Here is a 19899-nt window from a genome sequence, read left to right on the forward strand (position 1 = left end):
GCGACGCTGTGTTCTTCCGAGACCCGAAGGGGGATCGTCCATGGCAACAGCTCCGACGAATCAGACCGCACCTCAGACAGGTGCGCAGGCGGTCATCGCCAGCGCCGTCGACCCCGCTCGACGCCCCGATGTCCTGCTGCGCGTGCGCCGCGACGAGGGCCACGAGGTCAGCGCGTGGTGGATGATCGGCGCGTTCGTGGGCGTGTCCGCCGCCGTGGTGAGCCTGCTCAGCTGGGTGCCCGGCGGGTCCTGAGCCCTCCGCTTCTCGAACCGGGTCGATCCATCAGGGTCGGCCCGGTTCTGCGTTCGCGCGTGATGTTGCGGGCGAGTGGGCGTGGCGGGCGGGTGGGCGTGGCGGGACGGGGCCGGCCCGGCGTCTCGAATTCCCGCTCGGCGTCTCGAACGAACGCCGGTTCCCTGCGCCTCGCCGTGATCACACGTCGGAGTGAGTGGTCGGGTTCTCCGGCAGGCCCGCCCGGGCGCGGACACCGCCGAGGTCGGCGTAGCCGGGCGTGGCTGCGACCTCGTCGGGCGCGGCGGGCGCAGCGGGGGCATCGGGGACGTCGGTGATCGGCGGGGCGTCGATGTCGAGCATCTCGGGTGCCGTCCACCGACGGGGCGTGGCGTCGAGCGCCGGAGGAGCGTTCACGGAGTCGAGCTTGGTCTCGTCGATGCCGGGGAACTTCCGGGCCGTGACGAGGACACGGGACTCGAGCGAACCGGCGAACTTGTTGTAGCTGTCGACCGTCTTCTCGATCGCGCGTCGGAGATCGTTGGCGTGGGTCGCGAGGACCCCCACGCGGTCGTACAGTTCGGTCCCCAGCGCGAAGAGCGTGCGCGCTTCGTCGGAGACGTCTTGCTGGGTCCACGTGAACGCGACGGTCTTGAGCACCGCCCAGAGGTTGACCGGGGAGGCGAGAGCCACGCGTCGCGTGAAGGCGTACTCGAGCAGGGTGGGGTCTTCGTCGAGGGCGGACGCCAGGAGCGATTCGCTGGGCAGGAAGCAGACGACGAACTCGGGGCTTGTCGTGAGTCCCGCCCAATAGGCCTTCTTCGCCAGGGCATCCACGTGGGCCCGGACCGCGCGGGCGTGCTTGCTCATCAGCGCGGCACGTCGAGCCCCCTCGTCTCCGTGGGCCGTCACCGCGATCGCGCTGGCCTGCAGGTACGACTCGAGGGGGACCTTGGCATCCACCGCGAGGGCCTTGCCGCCGGGCAGGCGCACCACCATGTCGGGGCGACCCGCTCCGGCGTCGCTGGAGATCGCGGTCTGCAGATCGAAATCGACGTACCGCGTGAGTCCCGCCGCCTCGACCACCCGCCGAAGCTGCGTTTCGCCCCACACGCCGCGGGTGGTGCCCGAGCGCATGGCGGAGGCCAGCGACTCGGTGGTCGCGCGCAGCGCCTCGTCGGCTTCGCGGGACAGGCGCAGCTGCTCGCCGAGAGCGGAGTACTGCTCGACGCGGTCGCGCTCGAGCCCATCGACCTTGCGCTGCATCGCGTCGAGCGTCTCGCGGACGGGGTCGAGCGCGCGGAGCACCGTCTGCTCACGACGCTCGCGTTCTTCGCGTGCGGCCTGGTCGGCGCGCGACTGACCGACGAGCTCGCGGTACATCGCGCCCTGTCGATCGAGCTGCTGCCGGAGACCGTCGCGCTCGGTCTCGGCCGCGGCGACGCGCGCGCCGAGGTCGTTCTGCGCGGCGGCGTGCCGTGCGGCGGCACGGACGCCCCCGACGAACCACCCGCCGGCGACGCCGAGCAGGAGGGCGAGGACCACGAGGATCAGGGTGACGGCATCCATGGGGTCAGCTTGCTACAGACCTCCGACATCGCCGGAAAGACGGGCCGCGCGGGACCGGGAAGGGTGGACCGGGACGCGCTCAGGCGACGGCGCGTTCGGCCGGCTCGGCGGCGATCTGCGAGATGCGGACGCCCAGGTGGGCGGCGAGGCCCTGCACGTCGTCGACCCCGGCGCGTCGGGCGCAGTCGATGGTGATCTCGGCGCAGGCGACGGCGTCGGCGAGGGCGTCGTGGTGGGCGAAGGGGGAGCAGCCGGCCTCGGCCGCGACGAGCGGCAGCCGGTAGGAGTCGAGCGTGTAGGTCTTGCGCGACATCTGCACGCTGCAAAGATAGCGGTACGGGGGGCAGTCCTCGCCGGTCGCGGCGCAGGCGCGACGCAGCACCGACATGTCGAACCCGGCGTTGTGCGCGACGAGCACGTCCGAGCCGGCGAACTCCGTGAGCCGCTCGAGCTGGGCGCTCCACGACGGGGCGTCCGCGACGTGCGCAGGTTCGATGCCGTGGATGCCGATGTTGATCGGCGCGAAGTGGTCGTGCCCGGGCGGCGGCTTGATCAGCCAGGCCGCGGTCGCGACGACCCGACCGCCTCGCACGCGCGCCAGCCCGACTGCACACGCGGACGCACCACTGGAGTTCGCCGTTTCGAAGTCGATCGCGGTGAAATCCAGTGCCACGCCTTCACCCTGCGCCGCGAAGCGGGCATCGCCCGGGAGGCGCGCCGGGGTCCGCCCTCCCCGGCGGAGGGGGCGGCGCGCACCGTCGCGCGGAGTCCGTCCGCGACACGCCGGCGTTCGGCCTCCGGCATCGATGGATCGAGCACCGACTCCGCGCGACGGCCCCTCGCTGAGGGATACGCACCCGACGGCGGGTCCGGTCGCCCCGCGGCGGTGTCGGAGGGGCGGCGTAGGGTCGGGGGCATGGCGCGCAGTGAGAAGTCGACATCGTTCGGGCAGGCGGCATCCGCCTACGAGTCGGGGCGTCCGGGGTACCCGGCCGACGCCGTGGCCTGGCTCCTGGAGCCCGTCCGCGAAGAGGGTCGCGCCCTGCGCGTGGCCGACGTGGGGGCGGGAACGGGCAAGCTCACGCGCGCGGTCGTCGAGCTGGGTGCCGACGTGGTGGCCGTGGATCCGGATGCCGACATGCTCGCCGCCCTGCGAGAGGCGGTGCGTGGCGTGCCCACGTTCGCGGGAACCGCCGAGCACCTGCCGCTGCCCGACGCCGGTCTCGACGCGGTCGTCCTGGGGCAGGCCTGGCACTGGGTCGATGTCGAGGCCGCCTCGCGCGAAGTCGGCCGCGTGCTGCGCAGCGGCGGTTCGCTGGGCCTGATCTGGAACATCCGCGACGACGCCGTCGACTGGGTCCGACGGCTCACCGCGGCCATGGGCGGATCGAACGCCGAGGTGCTGCTCGCCACCACCGGTCCGCGCGTCGCCGAGCCGTTCGGGCCGCTCGAGCACCGCGAATGGAGGTGGGAGCGCCACCTCACCCTCCCCGTCCTGCGCGAGCTGGTGTCGTCGCGCAGCGACATCATCACGGCCGACCCCTCGACGCGCGAGCGCATCGACGCGGCCGTCGACGAGGTCGTGGCATCCGTCCCCGGACTGGCCGACGGGGGCGCCGTGGCGTTGCCGTACGTCACCCACGCGTTCCGCGCGCGCAGGCCCTGACGCAGGTGGGCGCGGCCCGAGCCGGGTAACCTGGACTCCCGTGGCTCTTACCATCGGAATCGTCGGCCTTCCCAACGTGGGAAAGTCCACCCTCTTCAACGCCCTGACCAAGAACTCGGTGCTCGCCGCGAACTACCCGTTCGCCACGATCGAGCCCAACGTCGGGGTCGTGAACCTACCCGATGCGCGCCTGCAGCAGCTCGCCGACGTGTTCCAGAGCGAGCGGCTCGTGCCCGCCGCGGTGTCGTTCGTCGACATCGCCGGCATCGTCCGCGGGGCGAGCGAGGGCGAGGGCCTCGGCAACCAGTTCCTCGCGAACATCCGTGAAGCGGATGCCATCGCCCAGGTCGTCCGCGGATTCGCCGACGACGACGTGGTCCACGTCGACGGAGCGGTCAACCCCGCGAGCGACATGGAGACCATCAACGCCGAGCTGCAGCTCGCCGACCTCCAAACCCTCGAGAAGGCGATCACCCGGTACGAGAAGGAGGTCAAGGGCAAGAAGCTCGACCCCTCGGTGCTCGACGCCGCGAAGGCGGCCCAGGACGCGCTGCAGCGCGGCGTGCTGCTCTCGGCATCCGGTCTCGACCTCTCGCCGATTCGCGAGCTCGGCCTGCTGACCGCGAAGCCGTTCATCTTCGTCTTCAACGTCGACGAAGCCGTGCTCACGGATCAGGCCAAGAAGGACGAGCTCGCAGCCCTGGTTGCCCCCGCGAAGGCCGTCTTCCTGGATGCCAAGATCGAGTCCGAACTGATCGACCTCGACCCCGAGGACGCCGCCGAACTGCTGGCCTCCACCGGGCAGGACGAGTCGGGCCTCGACCAGCTCGCCCGCATCGGCTTCGACACCCTCGGTCTGCAGACCTACCTCACGGCCGGCCCCAAGGAGGCCCGCGCGTGGACGATCCCGCAGGGTGCCAAGGCGCCGCAGGCGGCCGGTGTCATCCACACCGACTTCGAGAAGGGCTTCATCAAGGCCGAGGTCATCTCGTTCGCCGACCTCGTCGAACTCGGCTCGGTCGCCGAGGCCCGCGCGAAGGGCAAGGCCCGCCTCGAGGGCAAGGACTACGTCATGCAGGACGGCGACGTGGTGGAGTTCCGCTTCAACAACTGAGGCTCGCGCGACGCACGGAATGGCACGATCGTTGACTCCCCGAGAGACCGTGATCGCGCGCTACGACCCGGCCGGGCGGGCGGCGGTGGAACGCACCCTGCGAACGCTCGTGCGCCGGCAGGGCATCGCGGCGATCGCGCTCGCCGCGCTGTGGGGACTCGTCACGCTGCTGCCGATCGTGGTCGTGGCCGCGGACGGACGAGCGGGCGCCGCACTTCTGCTCGCCCTCACGCTGGCGGTTCCCCTCGCGATCGGCGTGTTCGGGGTGCGTCAGCTGCGGCGGCGTCCGCGGATGCCGGATATCGCGGTCGCGATCACTCCCACGACGGTGGAGTTCCCCGCCCTCGAACGACCGTCGGGTCTCGCTCCGCGGGTGCGCGCCGAGGAGTGGCCCCGCGAGGGTACGCGTGCCGAGATCCGCGCGGCATCCGGTCTGCTGTCGACGTCCCTCGTCGTGTTCACGCGGCAGGACGGGCGCACGCGGCGACGTCGCACCGTCTCCGCGGAGACCCTCGACACCGATCCGCGGCTCATCGTCGAGGCGCTCGGAGGGCCCTCCGCCTAGCCGCGGTTCTCTAGGGTCGTCTCATGACTCGTCCTGACCCGGCCGGGACCCGGCCGCAGCCGGAACGGCGCGCCCGGGTGCGGGCCATCCTGGCGGGATCCGTGCCGAACCTCGTGCAGTGGTTCAACCTGTACGTCTACGCGACCTTCGCGCCGTTCTTCCGGACCGAGTTCTTCCCGGCGGACTCCCCGGATTCCCTCGTCTACGTCTACGGACTGTTCGCCCTGACGTTCGTGGTGCGACCGCTCGGCTCCTGGCTGTTCGGTCGTCTCGCCGACACGCGGGGTCGTCAGCAGGCCCTGGTGATGGCGGTGACCGTGATGTCGCTCGGATCGGTCGTGCTCGCCGTCGCCCCCACCGAGAGGAGCATCGGTGCGTGGGCGGCCGTCGTGCTCGTCGTGGTGAGCATCGTGCAGGGGATCGCGACGGGCGGTGAATACGCCGCGGCCACGGTGCTCCTGTCGGAGTCGGGATCGCGGGGGCATCGCGGCTTCTACGCGTCCTTCCAGGCCATGACGATCGTGGGCGGTCTCGTGCTGGCGCAGGCGCTGCTCCTGCTGCTGCAACTGGTCGGCGATCGTGCGGCGATCTCGCAGTGGGGCTGGCGGGTCGCGTTCGTCGCGGGCGGGGTCGCGGGGCTCGTGTCGCTGTGGTGGTCGCGGGGCGCGGGGCGGGCGGCATCCGTCACCCCACCCACGCCCACCGGACCCCGGCGCCCCGCGACGATGGCGGAGCTGCTGCGCGGGTACGGGCGCCCGCTCGTCTGGGTGATCCTGCTGACCGCGGGAGGGAGCGCCGCGTTCTACACGGCGACGGTCACCGTGCCCTATATCGTGCGGGAGGCCGCGTTCGGAGCCGGGGGAGCGGGGGCGGAGTCCGCCGCCACCGGGGTGGTCCTCGCCGCGTTCGTCGTCCTCATGGTGATGCAGCCGCTCGGCGGGGCGCTCAGCGATCGGATCGGTCGCAAGCCGCTGCTCGTCGCGTTCGGGGCGCTGGGCGTGCTGGGGGCCGGTTTCCTCGTGAACGCCGCGGCCCGGATCGTCTCGCCACCCGCGGTGTTCGGCATCCTGATCCTGGCGTTCGCGGTGCTCACCTGCTACCTGTCGGTGAACGGCATCGCGAAGGCCGAGGTCTTCCCGCCGCACATCCGGGCGCTCGGGGTCGGATTCGGCTACGCGGTGGCCAACTCGCTGTGCGGGGGCACGGCGCCGCTGGTGTACCACGCGACCGTCGGCGACGGGGGCGTCGGGTTCGTCGTGTACCTGACGGTGCTGCTCGCCGTGACGCTCATCGCGGCCATCGCGATGCGTGGCGGGGTGCCCAGTGCCCTGGACGCGCCGCGCGAGCACGCGTGAGCCCGGGGGCGCTTCCTACACTGGTGCGCATGGACACCCCCGACCCCCGAATCGCGTTCGTGCCTCCCGGGTGGGTGTGGCCGGCGGCATCCAAGAAGAGGCTGGCCCTCCTTCCCGCCGAGATCTTCAACAGCACGTTCGAGCGCGCGCCCGACGATTGGCTGCACGTCGCTCCGTTGAAGAAGCCCCCGCTCTTCCTGACCATCGTGACCGGCGTCATCACCCTGTTCCTGGGGTGGGTGGTCATCTCCGTGCTGCTGCAGGCGGGAACGACCCCGGCGATGGAGGGCCCGATCCCCTACGTGATCGCGGGCGTCTTCGGGCTGATCGGACTGTTCTTCCTCATCTCCTTCGTCAGCCTGCTCTTCGCCTCGCGCAGTCGCGCGTCGTGGGGCAACCGGCAGTGCGTGGCGGTGGGGCGCAGCGGCATCGCCGTGCGGTTCCAGGGGGTGGGCACGAACATCCCGTGGTCGGAGGTGAAGGCCGTCGTCGCGACCACGACGAACGACTCCGGGGTGCAGCAGGCCCGCCCGGTCAAGATCCCGATCCTGCGGATCGAGCGCGACGTCGACCTCACCTCGGGGGAGCTGCGGTCGTGGAAGATCGCGACCTTCGCCCTGGATGCCGCTCCGCGCGCCGTGTACGCGGCGACGCACTTCTACTGGACGCACCCCCACCTGCGTTCCGAGCTCGGCACCACGGTGGCGCAGCAGCGCATCGACGGCTTCGCCGGGTTCGCCCCGACGACGGTCGGGCCGCAGGGGGCCGCGGGTTTCTGAGCCGGCGGAGTGCCGGCGGGCAGAGCGCGCGTCGGGTGGCCGACGGGACGGGTGGAACGCCACGGAGCCCCCGGCCAGCTGACCGGGGGCTCCGCTCGTCGGCGGGGTTCAGCCGCCGATCGGGGTGGGGTTCGTCGGGTCGGGCGGGACGGGGAGCGAACCGTTGATGCGGTTCTGGGCCTGGCACTGGCTCGTGCAGTTCGTGGCACCCGCCGAGAGCTCCACGGCATCCTCACCGAGGACACCGCCCATGCGACCGCCCGAGGCGACCGTCCAGCGGGTGACGGTGGCATCCTGGTACGTCTTCGTCGCGACCTGCGGGCTGTCCTTGCCGAGCAGCATCTGGTGGGCGTTCGCGCCGGAGGCGACGGCATCCACGCCGTTTCCGAAGTTGATCTTCCCGGTGTACTGGTTCACGAAGTAGAAGAGGCCGGGCCCGAGGGTGTGCACGAGTTCGACGGGCGCGGCGAACTCCGGCTCCATCTGGAAGATGCCGCCCTGAGCGCCGTCCTTCGCCTGGATCTTCAGCTTCCCGGCGGCGGTGGTGAAGATCGCCACGAGCGCGTCGTCGCGCACCTCGAGGCTCGACAGCCGGGTGCCCGCGCGCTGCGCCGCGGTGAGGGTCGGCACCTTCGACGCGAACACCACGGTCGGGCTCGTGACCATGCGCTGCGTGTCGGGCGCGCCGGTGAGGATGTAGTCGTACACGCCGAGGGTCGCCGGGTCGATGGTGAAGCGGTTGTTCGTTCCGCTCACGGTGATGCGTCCCGAGACCGCGACGTCCTTGAGCTTCGCGTCTTTGCCGGGGGCGGGGTTGTACGTCGTGCCGTTAACGGTGACGGCGTAGTCCCCGCCCGTCGACGTCGTCTTGGCCTGGGCTGCGGTGGGGAGGAGGAGTCCGGATGCCGCGACCAGGGCGGCCGCGACGATCGCGGTGCCACGGGTCAGGCGGCGGCGGGACGGGGTGCTGATGCTCATGCTCTCTCGTTTCGTCGGTGGGCGAGCTGTGTCCACCGTCGGCCCGCGGCCTCGGACCGGGCAATGCGACCTTGGTACTACGACCATCGTCCGATGGCCGCACGGCGCCGCTTCGCGCAGGGTGGGAACAGGACAGCCCCCGGCACAGGCGACAATGCAATGCAGGGGCGGAAGGACGGATGACATGAAGAAGCGGATCCTCATCGGTGCGGGCGCTCTCGTGCTCGCCGCCGCCCCCGCGGCCGTGGGCCTCTGGGGCAATGCGTCGTTCGCGGAATCCGTTCCGGTACCCGTCCCGGCGTCGGTCCAGGTGGTCGGCGTCGCCCCCGACGCCACCCCGATCGCCGACGACCACGGCGGTGACCGCGACCGGGATCAGCGGAGCGAACCCGGCGACGATCGCGCGACCGACGGGGGCGACGCGGGTTCCGACGACCACGGCGGCTCCCGCGGCGACGACGCGACGGCGCCCTCGGGGAGCGACGACCACGGGGGCGACGCGCCCCGCGACGATCGCGTCGAGGCCGGCGACGACCGAGGAACGGCGGATGCCGGAACCACCGACGACCCGCGCACCGGCGCCGACGACTCCTCGACGGGCGGCTCGGGGGCGGGCGGCTCGACGACCGACGACTCCTCGTCGCGCGACGGCGGTCGTCACGGCGGTCGCGACGGCGGCGACCACGACGGCGACGATCGCGGGGGAGACGACTGAGTGGCATCCGACCCGCCCGCCCCGGCCTGGCAGGTACTCGTCGCGGCGCACCCGACCTCGGCGGCACCGCGACGCCTGTCGACCCGCGCGGTGCTCGTCCGCCTCGCGGCGGGCTTGGCCGCGGTGCTCGTCGCGGTCGCCGCCCTCGCCGGGTTCGGGGCGCAATGGCTGGCGGAACGCGAGGCGGTCAACGATGCCGCACAGGTCACCAACGTGCTCGCCGATGCCGTCGTGCGGCCCGTGCTCACGGACGGCCTGGCGGCGGGGGAGGCCGACGCGCTCGCCGCGTTCGACGACACGGTGCGGGCGCAGATCCTCGGCGAGGACGTCATCCGGGTGAAGATCTGGAGCACCGGAGGGCGAGTCCTCTACGCCGACGAGCCCCAGCTGATCGGTCGCACCTTCGCGCTCGACGACGCCCAGCGTGCGGCGCTGGCGGCACCGTCGACCCGTGCGGCGGTCTCCGACCTCGCGGAGGACGAGAACGAGTTCGAGACCGGGTCGCGCCTTCTGGAGGTGTACCGGCCGCTGTGGACGCCCAGCGGTCAGCAGGTGCTCTTCGAGGTGTACTACCCGTACGAGCCGGTGGCCGCGCGCTCGGCCGAGCTGTGGCGGGGGTTCGCGGGCGTGACGACGAGCAGCCTGCTGCTCCTCGTGGTGCTCACCGCCCCGATTGTCTGGACGCTGCTGCGACAGCTGCGCGGGGCCGAGGCGCGGCGGGCGGAGCTGCTGCAGCGGGCCGTCGATGCCTCGGATGCCGAACGTCGACGCATCGCCGGTTCGCTGCACGACGGTCCGGTGCAGGAGCTCGTCGCCACTAGCTACGGGGCGGAGGCCGCCGCCGTTGCCGCCGACGCGCGCGGAGAAGAGGAGGGAGCCGCCGGCATGCGCGAGGTCGCCGGCGCCGTCCGCGGCAACGTGCGGGTGCTGCGGTCGCTGCTCGTCGACATCTACCCGGCGAGCCTCACAGCATCGGGGCTCGCCTCGGCGCTGCACGACCTCGCGGCCACGGCACGCTCGCGCGGGGTGGAGGTCGTGCTCGACCTGCGCGCGCCGCTCGACGCGCTCGCCGACGCCCACGAGCGGCTGATCTACCGGATCGCCCAGGAGGCGCTGCGCAACGCCGTCGCGCACGCCGCCCCCTGCACGGTCACCGTCACCCTCACCGCGGAGCGCGGACGCCTCGAGCTGCTCGTCGCCGACGACGGCCGCGGCTTCGAGGGCGCGGAGGTTCTCGACGCGCCGGAGGAGGGGCACCTCGGCCTGCGGGTGCTCCGCGACCTCGCGACCGACGCGGGCGCCGAGCTCGCCCTGGCGACTGCCCCGGGACGCGGCACCCGCTGGCGCCTGCGCCTCACCGACACCCTCCGGGAGACCCCATGATCCGCGTCCTCGTCGTCGACGACCACTCGATGGTGCGCGAGGGGCTGGCATCCGTCCTCGCGGCCGAGGGTGACATCGCCGTCGTGGCGACCGCGGCGAACGGCGCCGAGGCCCTCGCCGCCGTCGCTTCCGCCGAGGTCGATGTGGCCGTCATGGACCTGTCGATGCCGGTCATGGACGGCGTGGAGGCCACCCGCGCGCTGCGCGCCCGGGTTCCCGGCATCCGGGTGCTCGTGCTCACGTCGTTCGGCGACCGCGCTCAGGTGCGGCGTGCCGTCGCGGCGGGCGCGACGGGATATCAGTTGAAGGATGCCGAGCCCCGCGACCTCCGTGCGGCCGTCCGGGCCGTGCACGCGGGGCACGCGCCGCTGGATCCGCGGGTCGCGGGGGCGCTGCTGCCCGAGGAGCCCGTCGCCGGCAGCGGCTTGAGCGCGCGCGAGGAGGAGGTGCTGCGGTTGGTGGCCGAGGGGCTCGCGAACAAACAGGTGGCCGCGGCGCTGGGGATCTCGGAGCGCACCGTCAAGGCGCACCTGGGCACCGTGTTCCGACAGATCGGCGTGGCCGACCGCACCAGCGCCGCCCTCTGGGCGCGCGACCACCTGCGCTAAGAGCGGGAGTCGTCGCGGGGCCGTCGTCGAGCGGGAGCGGGGCGACGATGCGGCTCAGATGTCGCTGAAGTCGTCTGCGGGGAGGTGCATCGCGGCGACGGAATCGCCCTCGAGCACGAGCATCACGTACTGCCGACCGGTCTCGCCCGCGCGCTGCAGCGAGGTCGTTCCGGGGACATCGCGGACGTCGAGGCGCAGTTCGGTCGCGTCGAAGCCCTCGACGGCCCCTGCGGCCAGGGCCTCTGCGCGCGTCGAGCCGACCCCGATGCCGCCGGTGGTGACGATCGGGTGCCCGGCCACGGTGGGGGTGGAGACGAACACGCGGGCGCCGTTCGTCGAGCCGTCATCGGGGACCGTCAGCTTCCCCGACGGCGCTCCTCAGCCGAGCTCCCCCGGGTGGGTCAGGCGCCACAGGAGGGTCGGCTCCTCGATCGCGCCGGCGATCTTCACGTCGGCCGTGGCCGTCTGCGGGCCGGCCGTCCACGTCACGGATCCGACGGTCTCGCCGTCGGCATAGGTGCGCGGCGTCACGGTGTCGAGGGTCACCGTCACGGGGGTGTCCGACCAGGTGCGCACCTCCGCGTTCTTCGCGAGCACGAGCTCCGCTTCCGACCCCCACGGCGTGGTGATCGTGCCGATCGTCTCGCCGAGGCTGCCGACCTGCAGATCGTGGAACCCGTCGCTGATGCTCTGCAGCACGCGGGCCACGTCGCCGTCGGTGCTGTCGTGCGTCGCTCCGCCCAGGCGCACGCCCGTGATCTTCAGCGGGGAGCCGATCCCGACGTCGAGGCTCGCCGTGAAGAGGAGGTTGAAGGTGCCGTCGCCGAGGTTCCCGGTCTTCAGCCCGTCCACTCCGAGCGTCCCGAGGAGGTCGTTGGTGTTGGTCACGGTGCCCGCCCCGGTCACGCTGATCGAGCGCATCGAGGTAATCGCGGCGATCGCGGGGTTCGCCGCGGCGAGGCGCCCCAGGGCGAGGAGGTCGCCGGGCGTCGAGGTGTTTCGGGAGTCGATGCCGGTGGCATCCACGATGCGGGTGTCGTTCAGGCCGTTGTCGCGGAGCCACGATCGGGCCGCGTCGACGTAGGCACCCTCGGAGCCGAAGCCCCACCGGGCGATCGCGACCGCGTAGTTGCTCGCCGAGGGCAGCAGCATCGTCGCCAGGGCGTCGTGGAGGGGCATGCGGGTGCCGTCGGGCATCTTCGCGATCGTGACGCCCTGCACGTAGAACCGGTCGTACAGGTCGGTGTCGGCCTCGGTGAACGACACCGTGGGTCCGGGATCGTCGGCGCCCTGGAGGGGGTGCGCGTCGAGCACGACCAGTGCCGTCACGAGCTTGGCGATGCTCGCGATCGGTCGAGCGTCGTCACCGCCCGACGAGGCGAACACGCCCGACGCGTCGGGCCCCAGGTACTGCTCGCCGCCGTCGACGCTGAGCCGCAGGGATCCGTCGGCGGGGACGACGAGGGATGCCGGGGCCCCGGGGCTCGCCACCGGAGCCTGCGAGGTGACGGTCGGTGCGGGCAGGGCGGCCGACGACGCCCACCACACGTATCCGCCGCCCCCGCCCAATGTGGCGAGGAGGACGACCAGGAAGACGGTGAGCGCGATCCGCCCGCCGCGTCCCGCGGGAGCGGGCTCGCGCGGCGCCTCCTCGAGCAGGTTCGAGAAATCGGCGAGCGTGTCCGGCGCGGTCATGAGACGAGACCGACCGCTGCGAATGATGCTTCCCCCCGGCGCATTCTTCGAACCTAGCCGGTCGTCTTGCCTCACGTGCACGCGAATTTCAAGCCCCCCGCCGCCCCGGTCGAGCCGACCTAGCGTTGACGCACATCGGGAGATACCCGGAAACCTAACGGGAGGTGCCGACATGGGACTCGACGACAAGATCAAGAACGCCGCTGAGAACATCGCGGGCAAGGCGAAGGAAGCCGCGGGCAAGGCCACCAACAACGAGCGCCTCGAAGCCGAGGGCCAGGCGGACCAGACCAAGGCCCACGCCAAGCAGGCCGGCGAGAACGTCAAGGACGCCTTCAAGTAAGTCGCCCTCCCCGAATGCCCCGACCGCCCTGCGGCGTCGGGGCATTCGTCGTTCGTGGACGAACGTGGTTCGGGCGGGATGCCGGGATCCCGCGTGCACGCCCTGGATAATGGCGTCATGACCGCTGCCGTTCCCACCGAGACGCCCACGCTCGTCTCGGGCACCCCCGTCGTCCTGCGCGCCCACGGCTACGAAGCCGCCATCGCCAGCGTCGGTGCGTCCCTCCGCTCCCTCACCTTCGAGGGCCGCGACCTCGTCGTGCCCTTCGACGCCGACGAACTGCGTCCCGCGTATCGCGGGACGACGCTCGCGCCCTGGCCGAACCGGGTTGTCGACGGCATCCATCGCTTCGACGGGGTCGAGCACCAGCTGCCCCTCACCGAGCCGAACCGCGGTCACGCGCTGCACGGCCTGCTGTCGTGGGTCGACTGGAACGTGCTCGACGCCTCCGACGAGGCCGTCACCCTCACCGCGACCGTGACCGCGCAGGCCGGATACCCGTGGTGGCTCGTGGTGTCGACCACCTTCCGCCTCGGCGTCGACGGGCTCACGCAGACCGTCCGCGCGACCAACCTCTCCGACACCCCCGCGCCGTGGGGGACCGGACCGCACCCCTACCTGGTGGCGGGCCCCGCGGCCCTCGACGAGTGGACCCTGTCGCTTCCGGCCGACACCGTGCTCGAGGTCACGCCGGACCGTCTCGCGCCCGTGGCCCTGGCATCCGTCGACGTCGACGCCGATCGCTTCGACTACCGCGCCCCCCGCGTGCTCGGCTCCGTCGAGATCGACCACGCCTACACCGGATTGATCCGGGATGCCGACGACCGCGCGACCGTGGTGGTCACCGATCCGTCGGGGTCGGCGGTGGCGATGAGCTGGGCGTCCGAGTGCCCGTGGGTGCAGATCCACACCGCCGACCTCCCGACGGGACCGGGGACGCCGGGTCACCGGGCCGGCCTCGCCGTCGAGCCGATGACCTGCGCACCGGACGCCTTCAACGACGACGCCTACGACTTCGCCACGGGCGTGGTCTCGCTCGATCCCGGCGCGTCGCACGAGGCCGGGTGGACGATCTCGGCTCGCTGAGAGCCCGCCCCGACGACAGAACCGCCCCGGAGTGATCCGGGGCGGTTCTGTCGTGAGGGGGGTCAGACCACCTGCGTGCCGCACATGCCGCACTCGCCGCCGGCCGAGACCTCGACGAAGCAGTCGGGGCACATCGCCCGCGTCGGACGATCGGTGATCGGCGTGGGCTTCGGGCTCGTGGTGCGCCGCTCGGCCTTCGGAGCCGCGGCGCGGGCGCGACGCATCTCGATGGTCGGGGCGGGCGGCGGCGGGGGAGCAGCCGGCTTGTGCGCCTCGCAGTAGAAGCGGACGAAGCCGCCGTGGTGCTTGGGATGGCGGTGCTTGACCGCCCACAGCTCGGTGCGCTCGTAGAGCGGACCGTCGGTTCCGCACGCGACGCACCGGGTGGCTTCGCCCGGGACGACGTCGGCGACGAGAACGGGAGCGTCGAAGCGGATGGCATCCCGCCAGTCCTGCGACGAAACGATCTTCATGGGGGACCCTTCTTCGGCGGTTCGGGCCGCCTCATTCTCAACGGTACGCTCCCGGCCGGCCCGGCGGCGACGACGATCGTGCGCTGCGGGGCTGGACAGCGCCCGCATCGCCCCGGATAGGTTGGAAGCAATTCCCCCGCGCCGCGGTTCGTGGCGCCTGTCGAAGGAGAACCATGGAATTTGCTGCTCTGGGGGCGATCGGCATCGTCGTGGTCATCGCACTCGTCGTTGTCGTCGTCGTCCTGTTGATCGTCGCGGGCTTGATACGGGGGTGGTACCGCGTCGCCAAGGCCGACGAAGCCCTGGTCATCGTCGGTAAGCGGCAGAGGGGGGCCGACGGGGAGTCCTCGCGCATCACCGTCATCACCGGCGGCGGCGCAATCGTGAACCCGCTGACGCAGCGCGGCGAGATGATCTCGCTGCGCGCCCGTCAGATCAAGATGGAGCCGACCGCGCAGTCGTCGAACGGTGTGACCGTCAACGTCAGCGGCGTGGCACTGGTCAAGATCGGTTCCGACCCCGAGTCGGTGCGCCGCGCGGCCGAGCGCTTCGCCTCGCAGGACAAGGCCATCGAGCAGTTCACGACCGAGCAGCTCGAGGGTGCGCTGCGCGGCGTCGTGGCCACGCTGACGGTCGAGGAGCTCATGCGCGACCGGCAGCGTCTGTCGGACCAGATCGCCGAGGGCATCAAGGGCGACCTGTCGTCGCAGGGTCTGATACTCGACTCGTTCCAGATCCAGGGCGTCACCGACGGCAACGGGTACATCGCGGCCCTCGGCGCCACCGAGGTCGAGCGCGTCAAGCGCGAAGCGGAGGTCGCCCGCATCAACGCGGTACGCGAGATCCGCGCCCGCCAGATCGCCACCGACGAGGCGAACCTCATCGAGCAGACGAAGCTCGACAAGAACAGCGCCGCGGCCAAGGCCGAGGTCGGTCGCGCGAACGCCGAGGCCGAGCAGGCCGAGGCCCTCACCCGGGCCGAGCGGCGCCAGGCCGTCCTGCAGCAGGAGGCGCAGAACACGCAGGCGCGCCTCGAGTCCGAGGTCTCCCGCGTCGCCGACGCCGACCTCTACCAGCGTCAGAAGGATGCCGACGCCGAGGCCTACGCCCAGATCAAGGCGGCCGAGGCGCGCGCGCAGATCGCCGAGCAGGAGGCCTCCGCCGTGCGCGTGCGCGCCGAGGCCGACGCGCAGGCCGTTCGTCTGGCCGGTGAGGCGCGCGCCGAGGCGATCCGCGCCGAGGCCGAGGCGCTCTCGCAGAACCAGGAAGCCCTGCTCGCCCAGCGCGCTCTCGAGGCGCTGGTGCCGATGATGGCCGAGTTCGCCAAGGGCTACGACCGCGTCGGCAACGTCACGGTGCTCGGCGGCGAGGGCGCGAGCGGTCACCTCGCGACGGAGTCGGCGACGGGCCTGCGGTCGTCCTTCGAGGCCGTGAAGGCGGCGACCGGCATCGACCTCACGCAGATCATCCAGGGTCGAGCCGTGGCGGACGCGTTCGCCGAATCCGCGCGTCGTCCCGCGCCGGCGGACGACTCGCGCCCGGCGCCCGCGACGGCCGTCGCCGAGACCGAGGCCTGAGCGCCTCCCGACGATGCCCGAAGCCCCCGAGGTCGAGGCGCTCGCGCTGTTCCTGCGCGAGCGCCTGACCGGTCATGAGGTGAGGGCCACCGAGCTGGTCGAGGGGCGCGCGTGGAAGACCCGCGCGCGCCCGCTCGACGGGCTCGTCGGGCGACGGGTGACCGCGGTGACGCGGTACGGCAAGCACATCGACCTCGACCTCGACGGTGCGCACCTCTCGCTCGGCTTCGGTCGGGCGGGGTGGGCGACGTGGCAGGAGGCGGACGCCCCGGACGACGACGACGCTCCGGCCGCGGCGGTGATCGCGCGCCTCGTGTTCGACGACGGCATCCTGGGCATCGTCGACGCGGGGGACTGGCTGTCGGTGCAGCTGCATCTCGTGGACGATCCGGCCGAGGTTCCCGCTGTCGCGAAGCTGGGTCCGGATGCCGCCGACCCGGGCTTCTCTCGGGAGACGCTCGAGAGAGCGCTCGGCGGTCGACGAAAGCAGCTCAAGGCGCTGCTGCAGGAGCAGGAGACGCTCGCCGGGATCGGCAACGCGTACTCGGACGAGATCCTCTTCGCAGCGCGGCTCTCGCCGACGGCGCACGCCTCGGCGCTCACGGACGCCGAGGTCACGCGGTTGTACGACGCCCTGCATGACACGCTCGACACGGCCGTGACGGAGCGCCGCGGCGTGCCGATCGCACAGCTGAAGGCCGCGAAGGTCGCCGCGATGAAGGTGCACGGCCGCACGGGTGAGCCGTGCCCCGGGTGCGGGGGAGTCGTCGAGGACATCCCCGGAACCAAGGGCGGCGGCCAGTGGTGCCCGTCGTGCCAGGGCGGGTGAGGCTCGGGTCTCGTGCGGGCGGGGTGCCGGGCGGCGGGGCTGTGGTGTGGGGGTGAGGTTGCGCGGCTGCTGGGGCTGAGGCTGCGGCGCAGGGCGGGGCTGCGCGCGTGCCTGGCCGGGGCGGCGCGCGGGCGGGGGTGCGTGGTGCCCGGTGGGGGCGGGTGGGTGCGTGGCTGCGGCGCAACCTCGGCGATTCGCGCATCCTCTGTTCGCGGGGGCGGTTCGGGGCTGAGGCTGTGCGGATCGCTGAGGATCTGCAGGGGGAGCGGACGCGAAGAGGGCCCCGGACCGTGGTCCGGGGCCCTCTGCACAGGGGTGCTCAGGCGGTCTGGCCCGAGTGCTTCCCCTCGGCGACCTCTTCGACGAGCTTGGCGTTGAAGGCCGGGAGGTCGTCGGGGTTCCGGCTCGAGACGAGCCCCTGGTCGACGTGCACCTCTTCGTCGACCCACGTCGCGCCGGCGTTGCGCAGGTCGGTCTGCAGCGTCGGGTAGCTCGTGAGCGTGCGTCCCTTCAGCACGTCGGCCTCGGTCAGGATCCACCCGCCGTGGCAGATGACCGCGACCGGCTTGTGCTGGTCGAAGAAGGCGCGGGTGAAGGACACGGCATCCTTCACGATGCGGATGTCGTCGGCGTTCTGCACGCCGCCGGGGAGGACGAGCGCGTCGAAGTCTCCCGCGGAGGCGCTCGCGACGGCGAGGTCGACGCTCTGCTCGTGGCCCTTCTCGCCGCTGATGCTGCCCTCGTTCGGAGAGACCAGGACCGCTTCCGCGCCGGCGGAGGTCACCGCCTCCCACGGGCTCGTCAGCTCGCTGTCTTCGAATCCGTCGGTGGCCAGGAATGCGATGCGCTTGCCGGTGAGATCGGTCATGGATACGCCTCTCTTCGATGTGGATGGGGTGCTTCCACGCTAGGAACGTCGCGCGCCCGGCGACCGGGGGTTGCGGATGCCGGATGCCGCGGGTACCGCGTCTCGCACGGGCCCGACGCGGTGATCCCCGGGCCCGACGCGGTGATCCCCGGGGGCGACGGCGGCGCGGCCCTCGTCCGCGCGCGCAGGCGTAGCATGGAGCGCATGTCCGGAGACACCACGACCGACAGCGGGCTCTCGCCGAAGCCCCTGCTCACGCTGCTGAATGCGCCCGACGTCGACGACTCCGACGACGACCGCCCCGCGTCGCAGTGCTGTGGCGGCGGGTCGTGCTCGCTCTGACGTCGTTCTGACGGCTCCTTGCCGACGTCCATCGCGGCGCGGCACCCCGGATCGCAGATCAGCGAGCTCGAGGTGACGCGCCGGCCCCACCCTCCGGCGGGTCGCGATCAGTGCGCGACGACGGGGGACTCGGCGTTCTCGGTCTCGGCCGGCTTGCGGACGAAGCACGAGAGCACGACGGCCGCGGTCGCGATGACCGCACCCACCAGGAACGACGCGTGCACTCCCGACGCGATCGCCGCGGGCTGTTCCGCGCCGCCCGCGACGGCGGCGCTCGAGAACACCGTCATGATCGCGACGAACCCCGCGGTGCCCGCGGCGCCGGCGACCTGCTGAGCGGTGCCCACCACGGCGCTGCCGTGGGAGTAGAGCCGGCGGGGAAGCGAGCCGAGCGCCGAGGTCATCAGGGGAGTGAACACCAGACCCAGGCCGAGGTTGAGCGCGAGGTAGACCGTGACGATCCACCAGATCGGCGTGGTCTGCCCGAAGGTGAGCGCCATCGTCCACAGGACGGCGGCGGCGATCAGCATGCCCGGGATGACGAGCGGGGTGGGGCCGAAGCGGTCGAAGAGCCGCCCCACGATCGGCGCCATCACGCCCATCAGCACGCCGCCCGGCAGCAGCATGAGCCCGACGGTGAGGCTGCTCAGGCCGAGAGCCTGCTGGAGGAAGATCGGCAGCAGGATGAGCGAGCCGAACAGCGCCGCCATCACGATCGCGACGAGCGGGACGGCCAGGCGGAACGACGGGCTCTGGAACACGCGCAGGTCGAGAAGAGCGGAGTCCGAGCGCTGCAGGCGCAGCTGGCGCAGGACGAAGACCGTGACGAACACCGCGCCCACGGCGAGGGGGATCCACACCGGCACCGAGGCGTGTCCCGACGCGGACTCGCCGATCGCGCTGAGCCCGTAGACGAGCCCTCCGAACCCGAGCGCCGATAGCACGACGGAGAGCTTGTCGAAGCGTGCGTCCGGACGCGTCTCGGTGACGTTGCGTACCCAGCGGGCGCCGAGGGCGATCGCGATCAGGGCGATCGGCAGGATCAGCCAGAAGATGGCGTGCCACGTGAGGACCGAGAGGATGAGCCCGGAGACGGTGGGGCCGACGGCCGGTGCGACGGCGATCACGATCGTGACGACGCCCATCACCCGACCGCGCTTGTCGGCGGGAACCAGGTTGAGCACCGTCGTGAACAGCAGCGGCATCATGACGCCCGTGCCCATCGCCTGGATGATGCGCCCCGCGAGGAGGACGCCGAAGACCGGCGCGACGGCGGCGATCAGGGTGCCGAGCGCGAAGACGCCCATCGCCGCGAAGAACACGACGCGGATCGGGAAGCGCTCCAGCAGGAAGCCGGTGAGGGGGATGACGACGGCCATGGTCAGCAGGAACGCGGACGTGAGCCACTGCCCCGTCGCCGCGCTCACGCCGAAGTCGGCCATGATCACGGGCAGCGCGACCGACATGGTCGTCTCGTTGAGGATCACGACGAACGCCGCGACGACGAGGAGCGCGATGACGGGGCCGGTGCGCGGCGCCGCTTCGGGAGCCGACGCGCTGCGCGTTCGGGAGACGGGGATGGTGCCGGTGGCGGCCATGACGAGGTCCTTATCGTGCGGGGGGCTTCGGTGGTGCCGCGGAGGCGACTGCGACAGGCACAACGGTGCGGGGTTCCGAGGTATTCCACCGTCGAGGAAAGTCGTCGACGGGCGGGCCGAGCCT

The 19899-nt window shown here is 72.1% G+C and carries 22 protein-coding genes; 14 read left to right on the forward strand and 8 right to left on the reverse strand.

Annotated features, from left to right (window positions below; translation table 11 throughout):
- Window positions 1-40 precede the first annotated feature (40 nt).
- Window positions 41-253, forward strand: coding sequence for a UDP-N-acetylmuramyl pentapeptide phosphotransferase (locus tag FB047_RS00205; RefSeq protein ID WP_136585252.1), 213 nt, complete (start codon window positions 41-43; stop codon window positions 251-253).
- Between the two features lie 180 nt (window positions 254-433).
- On the opposite strand, the gene FB047_RS00210 is transcribed toward FB047_RS00205, so the two are convergent.
- Window positions 434-1801, reverse strand: coding sequence for a DNA recombination protein RmuC (locus FB047_RS00210; protein ID WP_136585253.1), 1368 nt, complete (start codon window positions 1799-1801; stop codon window positions 434-436).
- A 79-nt stretch (window positions 1802-1880) separates the two neighbouring features.
- Window positions 1881-2474 (reverse strand): 3'-5' exonuclease, encoded by a 594-nt coding sequence (locus FB047_RS00215; protein WP_136585254.1) that lies wholly within the window; start codon window positions 2472-2474, stop codon window positions 1881-1883.
- Between the two features lie 243 nt (window positions 2475-2717).
- On the opposite strand from FB047_RS00215, the gene FB047_RS00220 reads away from it, so the two are divergent.
- From FB047_RS00220 to FB047_RS00240, 5 genes are read left to right on the forward strand one after another with little or no spacing between them, the layout of a single operon-like run.
- On the forward strand, window positions 2718-3467 hold the full coding sequence (locus FB047_RS00220; protein ID WP_136585255.1) for a class I SAM-dependent methyltransferase: 750 nt from the start codon (window positions 2718-2720) through the stop codon (window positions 3465-3467).
- Between the two features lie 40 nt (window positions 3468-3507).
- The gene (gene ychF / locus FB047_RS00225; protein WP_136585256.1) at window positions 3508-4581 is read left to right on the forward strand and encodes a redox-regulated ATPase YchF; all 1074 of its coding nucleotides are present in this window, start codon (window positions 3508-3510) and stop codon (window positions 4579-4581) included.
- A 19-nt stretch (window positions 4582-4600) separates the two neighbouring features.
- Window positions 4601-5146 carry a hypothetical protein gene (locus FB047_RS00230; RefSeq protein WP_136585257.1) on the forward strand — a complete coding sequence of 182 codons (546 nt, stop codon included), beginning with the start codon at window positions 4601-4603 and terminating at the stop codon, window positions 5144-5146.
- 23 nt (window positions 5147-5169) lie between these two features.
- Window positions 5170-6501, forward strand: coding sequence for an MFS transporter (locus tag FB047_RS00235; protein ID WP_136585258.1), 1332 nt, complete (start codon window positions 5170-5172; stop codon window positions 6499-6501).
- A gap of 29 nt (window positions 6502-6530) precedes the next feature.
- The gene (locus FB047_RS00240) at window positions 6531-7280 is read left to right on the forward strand and encodes a hypothetical protein (protein WP_136585259.1); all 750 of its coding nucleotides are present in this window, start codon (window positions 6531-6533) and stop codon (window positions 7278-7280) included.
- Between the two features lie 108 nt (window positions 7281-7388).
- On the opposite strand, the gene FB047_RS00245 is transcribed toward FB047_RS00240, so the two are convergent.
- The gene (locus tag FB047_RS00245; RefSeq protein ID WP_136585260.1) at window positions 7389-8258 is read right to left on the reverse strand and encodes a hypothetical protein; all 870 of its coding nucleotides are present in this window, start codon (window positions 8256-8258) and stop codon (window positions 7389-7391) included.
- A gap of 184 nt (window positions 8259-8442) precedes the next feature.
- On the opposite strand from FB047_RS00245, the gene FB047_RS00250 reads away from it, so the two are divergent.
- From FB047_RS00250 to FB047_RS00260, 3 genes are read left to right on the forward strand one after another with little or no spacing between them, the layout of a single operon-like run.
- The gene (locus FB047_RS00250) at window positions 8443-8973 is read left to right on the forward strand and encodes a hypothetical protein (protein ID WP_136585261.1); all 531 of its coding nucleotides are present in this window, start codon (window positions 8443-8445) and stop codon (window positions 8971-8973) included.
- Complete coding sequence (locus tag FB047_RS00255; RefSeq protein ID WP_136585262.1) at window positions 8974-10356, forward strand: sensor histidine kinase; 1383 nt, start codon at window positions 8974-8976, stop codon at window positions 10354-10356.
- Window positions 10353-10964, forward strand: a complete 612-nt coding sequence (locus tag FB047_RS00260) for a response regulator (protein ID WP_136585263.1) — start codon at window positions 10353-10355, stop codon at window positions 10962-10964. The genes FB047_RS00255 and FB047_RS00260 overlap by 4 nt, the downstream gene beginning before the upstream one ends.
- A 54-nt stretch (window positions 10965-11018) precedes the next feature.
- On the opposite strand, the gene FB047_RS00265 is transcribed toward FB047_RS00260, so the two are convergent.
- Both FB047_RS00265 and FB047_RS00270 read right to left on the reverse strand, forming a co-directional pair.
- On the reverse strand, window positions 11019-11285 hold the full coding sequence (locus FB047_RS00265; RefSeq protein ID WP_136585264.1) for a hypothetical protein: 267 nt from the start codon (window positions 11283-11285) through the stop codon (window positions 11019-11021).
- 57 nt (window positions 11286-11342) lie between these two features.
- Window positions 11343-12659 (reverse strand): D-alanyl-D-alanine carboxypeptidase family protein, encoded by a 1317-nt coding sequence (locus FB047_RS00270; protein ID WP_136585265.1) that lies wholly within the window; start codon window positions 12657-12659, stop codon window positions 11343-11345.
- Window positions 12660-12831: 172 nt separating this feature from the next.
- Here FB047_RS00270 and FB047_RS00275 point away from each other — a divergent pair, with 172 nt between their 5' ends.
- Window positions 12832-13002 carry a CsbD family protein gene (locus FB047_RS00275; RefSeq protein ID WP_136585266.1) on the forward strand — a complete coding sequence of 57 codons (171 nt, stop codon included), beginning with the start codon at window positions 12832-12834 and terminating at the stop codon, window positions 13000-13002.
- A gap of 117 nt (window positions 13003-13119) precedes the next feature.
- On the forward strand, window positions 13120-14088 hold the full coding sequence (locus FB047_RS00280; protein WP_136585267.1) for an aldose 1-epimerase family protein: 969 nt from the start codon (window positions 13120-13122) through the stop codon (window positions 14086-14088).
- A gap of 62 nt (window positions 14089-14150) precedes the next feature.
- Here FB047_RS00280 and FB047_RS00285 read toward each other — a convergent pair whose 3' ends face one another.
- Complete coding sequence (locus FB047_RS00285; RefSeq protein WP_136585268.1) at window positions 14151-14561, reverse strand: glucose-6-phosphate dehydrogenase; 411 nt, start codon at window positions 14559-14561, stop codon at window positions 14151-14153.
- 173 nt (window positions 14562-14734) lie between these two features.
- On the opposite strand from FB047_RS00285, the gene FB047_RS00290 reads away from it, so the two are divergent.
- The gene (locus FB047_RS00290; RefSeq protein ID WP_240752379.1) at window positions 14735-16138 is read left to right on the forward strand and encodes an SPFH domain-containing protein; all 1404 of its coding nucleotides are present in this window, start codon (window positions 14735-14737) and stop codon (window positions 16136-16138) included.
- Between the two features lie 13 nt (window positions 16139-16151).
- The gene (locus FB047_RS00295) at window positions 16152-16967 is read left to right on the forward strand and encodes a DNA-formamidopyrimidine glycosylase family protein (protein WP_136585269.1); all 816 of its coding nucleotides are present in this window, start codon (window positions 16152-16154) and stop codon (window positions 16965-16967) included.
- Between the two features lie 319 nt (window positions 16968-17286).
- On the opposite strand, the gene FB047_RS00300 is transcribed toward FB047_RS00295, so the two are convergent.
- Window positions 17287-17835: a type 1 glutamine amidotransferase domain-containing protein gene (locus FB047_RS00300; protein ID WP_136585270.1), complete on the reverse strand. Its 549-nt coding sequence runs from the start codon at window positions 17833-17835 to the stop codon at window positions 17287-17289.
- 204 nt (window positions 17836-18039) lie between these two features.
- Between FB047_RS00300 and FB047_RS16775 the strand changes: the two genes are divergently transcribed.
- Complete coding sequence (locus tag FB047_RS16775) at window positions 18040-18177, forward strand: hypothetical protein (protein ID WP_167494106.1); 138 nt, start codon at window positions 18040-18042, stop codon at window positions 18175-18177.
- Window positions 18178-18284: 107 nt separating this feature from the next.
- Here FB047_RS16775 and FB047_RS00305 read toward each other — a convergent pair whose 3' ends face one another.
- Window positions 18285-19775 carry an MDR family MFS transporter gene (locus tag FB047_RS00305; protein WP_205822520.1) on the reverse strand — a complete coding sequence of 497 codons (1491 nt, stop codon included), beginning with the start codon at window positions 19773-19775 and terminating at the stop codon, window positions 18285-18287.
- Window positions 19776-19899 lie beyond the last annotated feature (124 nt).

Origin of the sequence: Microbacterium hydrothermale (assembly GCF_004854025.1) — a bacterium.
GTDB classification, from domain to species: domain Bacteria; phylum Actinomycetota; class Actinomycetes; order Actinomycetales; family Microbacteriaceae; genus Microbacterium; species Microbacterium hydrothermale.

Bases quoted from the DNA above. Each gene is read 5' to 3' on its own strand.
- FB047_RS00290 (WP_240752379.1), top strand. From the start codon at position 14,735: ATGGAATTTGCTGCTCTGGGGGCGATCGGCATCGTCGTGGTCATCGCA.
- FB047_RS00295 (WP_136585269.1), top strand. From the start codon at position 16,152: ATGCCCGAAGCCCCCGAGGTCGAGGCGCTCGCGCTGTTCCTGCGCGAG.
- FB047_RS00205 (WP_136585252.1), top strand. From the start codon at position 41: ATGGCAACAGCTCCGACGAATCAGACCGCACCTCAGACAGGTGCGCAG.
- FB047_RS00305 (WP_205822520.1), bottom strand. From the start codon at position 19,775: ATGGCCGCCACCGGCACCATCCCCGTCTCCCGAACGCGCAGCGCGTCG.
- FB047_RS00245 (WP_136585260.1), bottom strand. From the start codon at position 8,258: ATGAGCATCAGCACCCCGTCCCGCCGCCGCCTGACCCGTGGCACCGCG.
- FB047_RS00210 (WP_136585253.1), bottom strand. From the start codon at position 1,801: ATGGATGCCGTCACCCTGATCCTCGTGGTCCTCGCCCTCCTGCTCGGC.
- FB047_RS00270 (WP_136585265.1), bottom strand. From the start codon at position 12,659: ATGACCGCGCCGGACACGCTCGCCGATTTCTCGAACCTGCTCGAGGAG.
- FB047_RS00275 (WP_136585266.1), top strand. From the start codon at position 12,832: ATGGGACTCGACGACAAGATCAAGAACGCCGCTGAGAACATCGCGGGC.
- FB047_RS00230 (WP_136585257.1), top strand. From the start codon at position 4,601: ATGGCACGATCGTTGACTCCCCGAGAGACCGTGATCGCGCGCTACGAC.
- FB047_RS00300 (WP_136585270.1), bottom strand. From the start codon at position 17,835: ATGACCGATCTCACCGGCAAGCGCATCGCATTCCTGGCCACCGACGGA.
- FB047_RS00240 (WP_136585259.1), top strand. From the start codon at position 6,531: ATGGACACCCCCGACCCCCGAATCGCGTTCGTGCCTCCCGGGTGGGTG.
- FB047_RS00260 (WP_136585263.1), top strand. From the start codon at position 10,353: ATGATCCGCGTCCTCGTCGTCGACGACCACTCGATGGTGCGCGAGGGG.
- FB047_RS00250 (WP_136585261.1), top strand. From the start codon at position 8,443: ATGAAGAAGCGGATCCTCATCGGTGCGGGCGCTCTCGTGCTCGCCGCC.
- FB047_RS00235 (WP_136585258.1), top strand. From the start codon at position 5,170: ATGACTCGTCCTGACCCGGCCGGGACCCGGCCGCAGCCGGAACGGCGC.
- FB047_RS16775 (WP_167494106.1), top strand. From the start codon at position 18,040: ATGTCCGGAGACACCACGACCGACAGCGGGCTCTCGCCGAAGCCCCTG.
- FB047_RS00220 (WP_136585255.1), top strand. From the start codon at position 2,718: ATGGCGCGCAGTGAGAAGTCGACATCGTTCGGGCAGGCGGCATCCGCC.
- FB047_RS00280 (WP_136585267.1), top strand. From the start codon at position 13,120: ATGACCGCTGCCGTTCCCACCGAGACGCCCACGCTCGTCTCGGGCACC.
- FB047_RS00285 (WP_136585268.1), bottom strand. From the start codon at position 14,561: ATGAAGATCGTTTCGTCGCAGGACTGGCGGGATGCCATCCGCTTCGAC.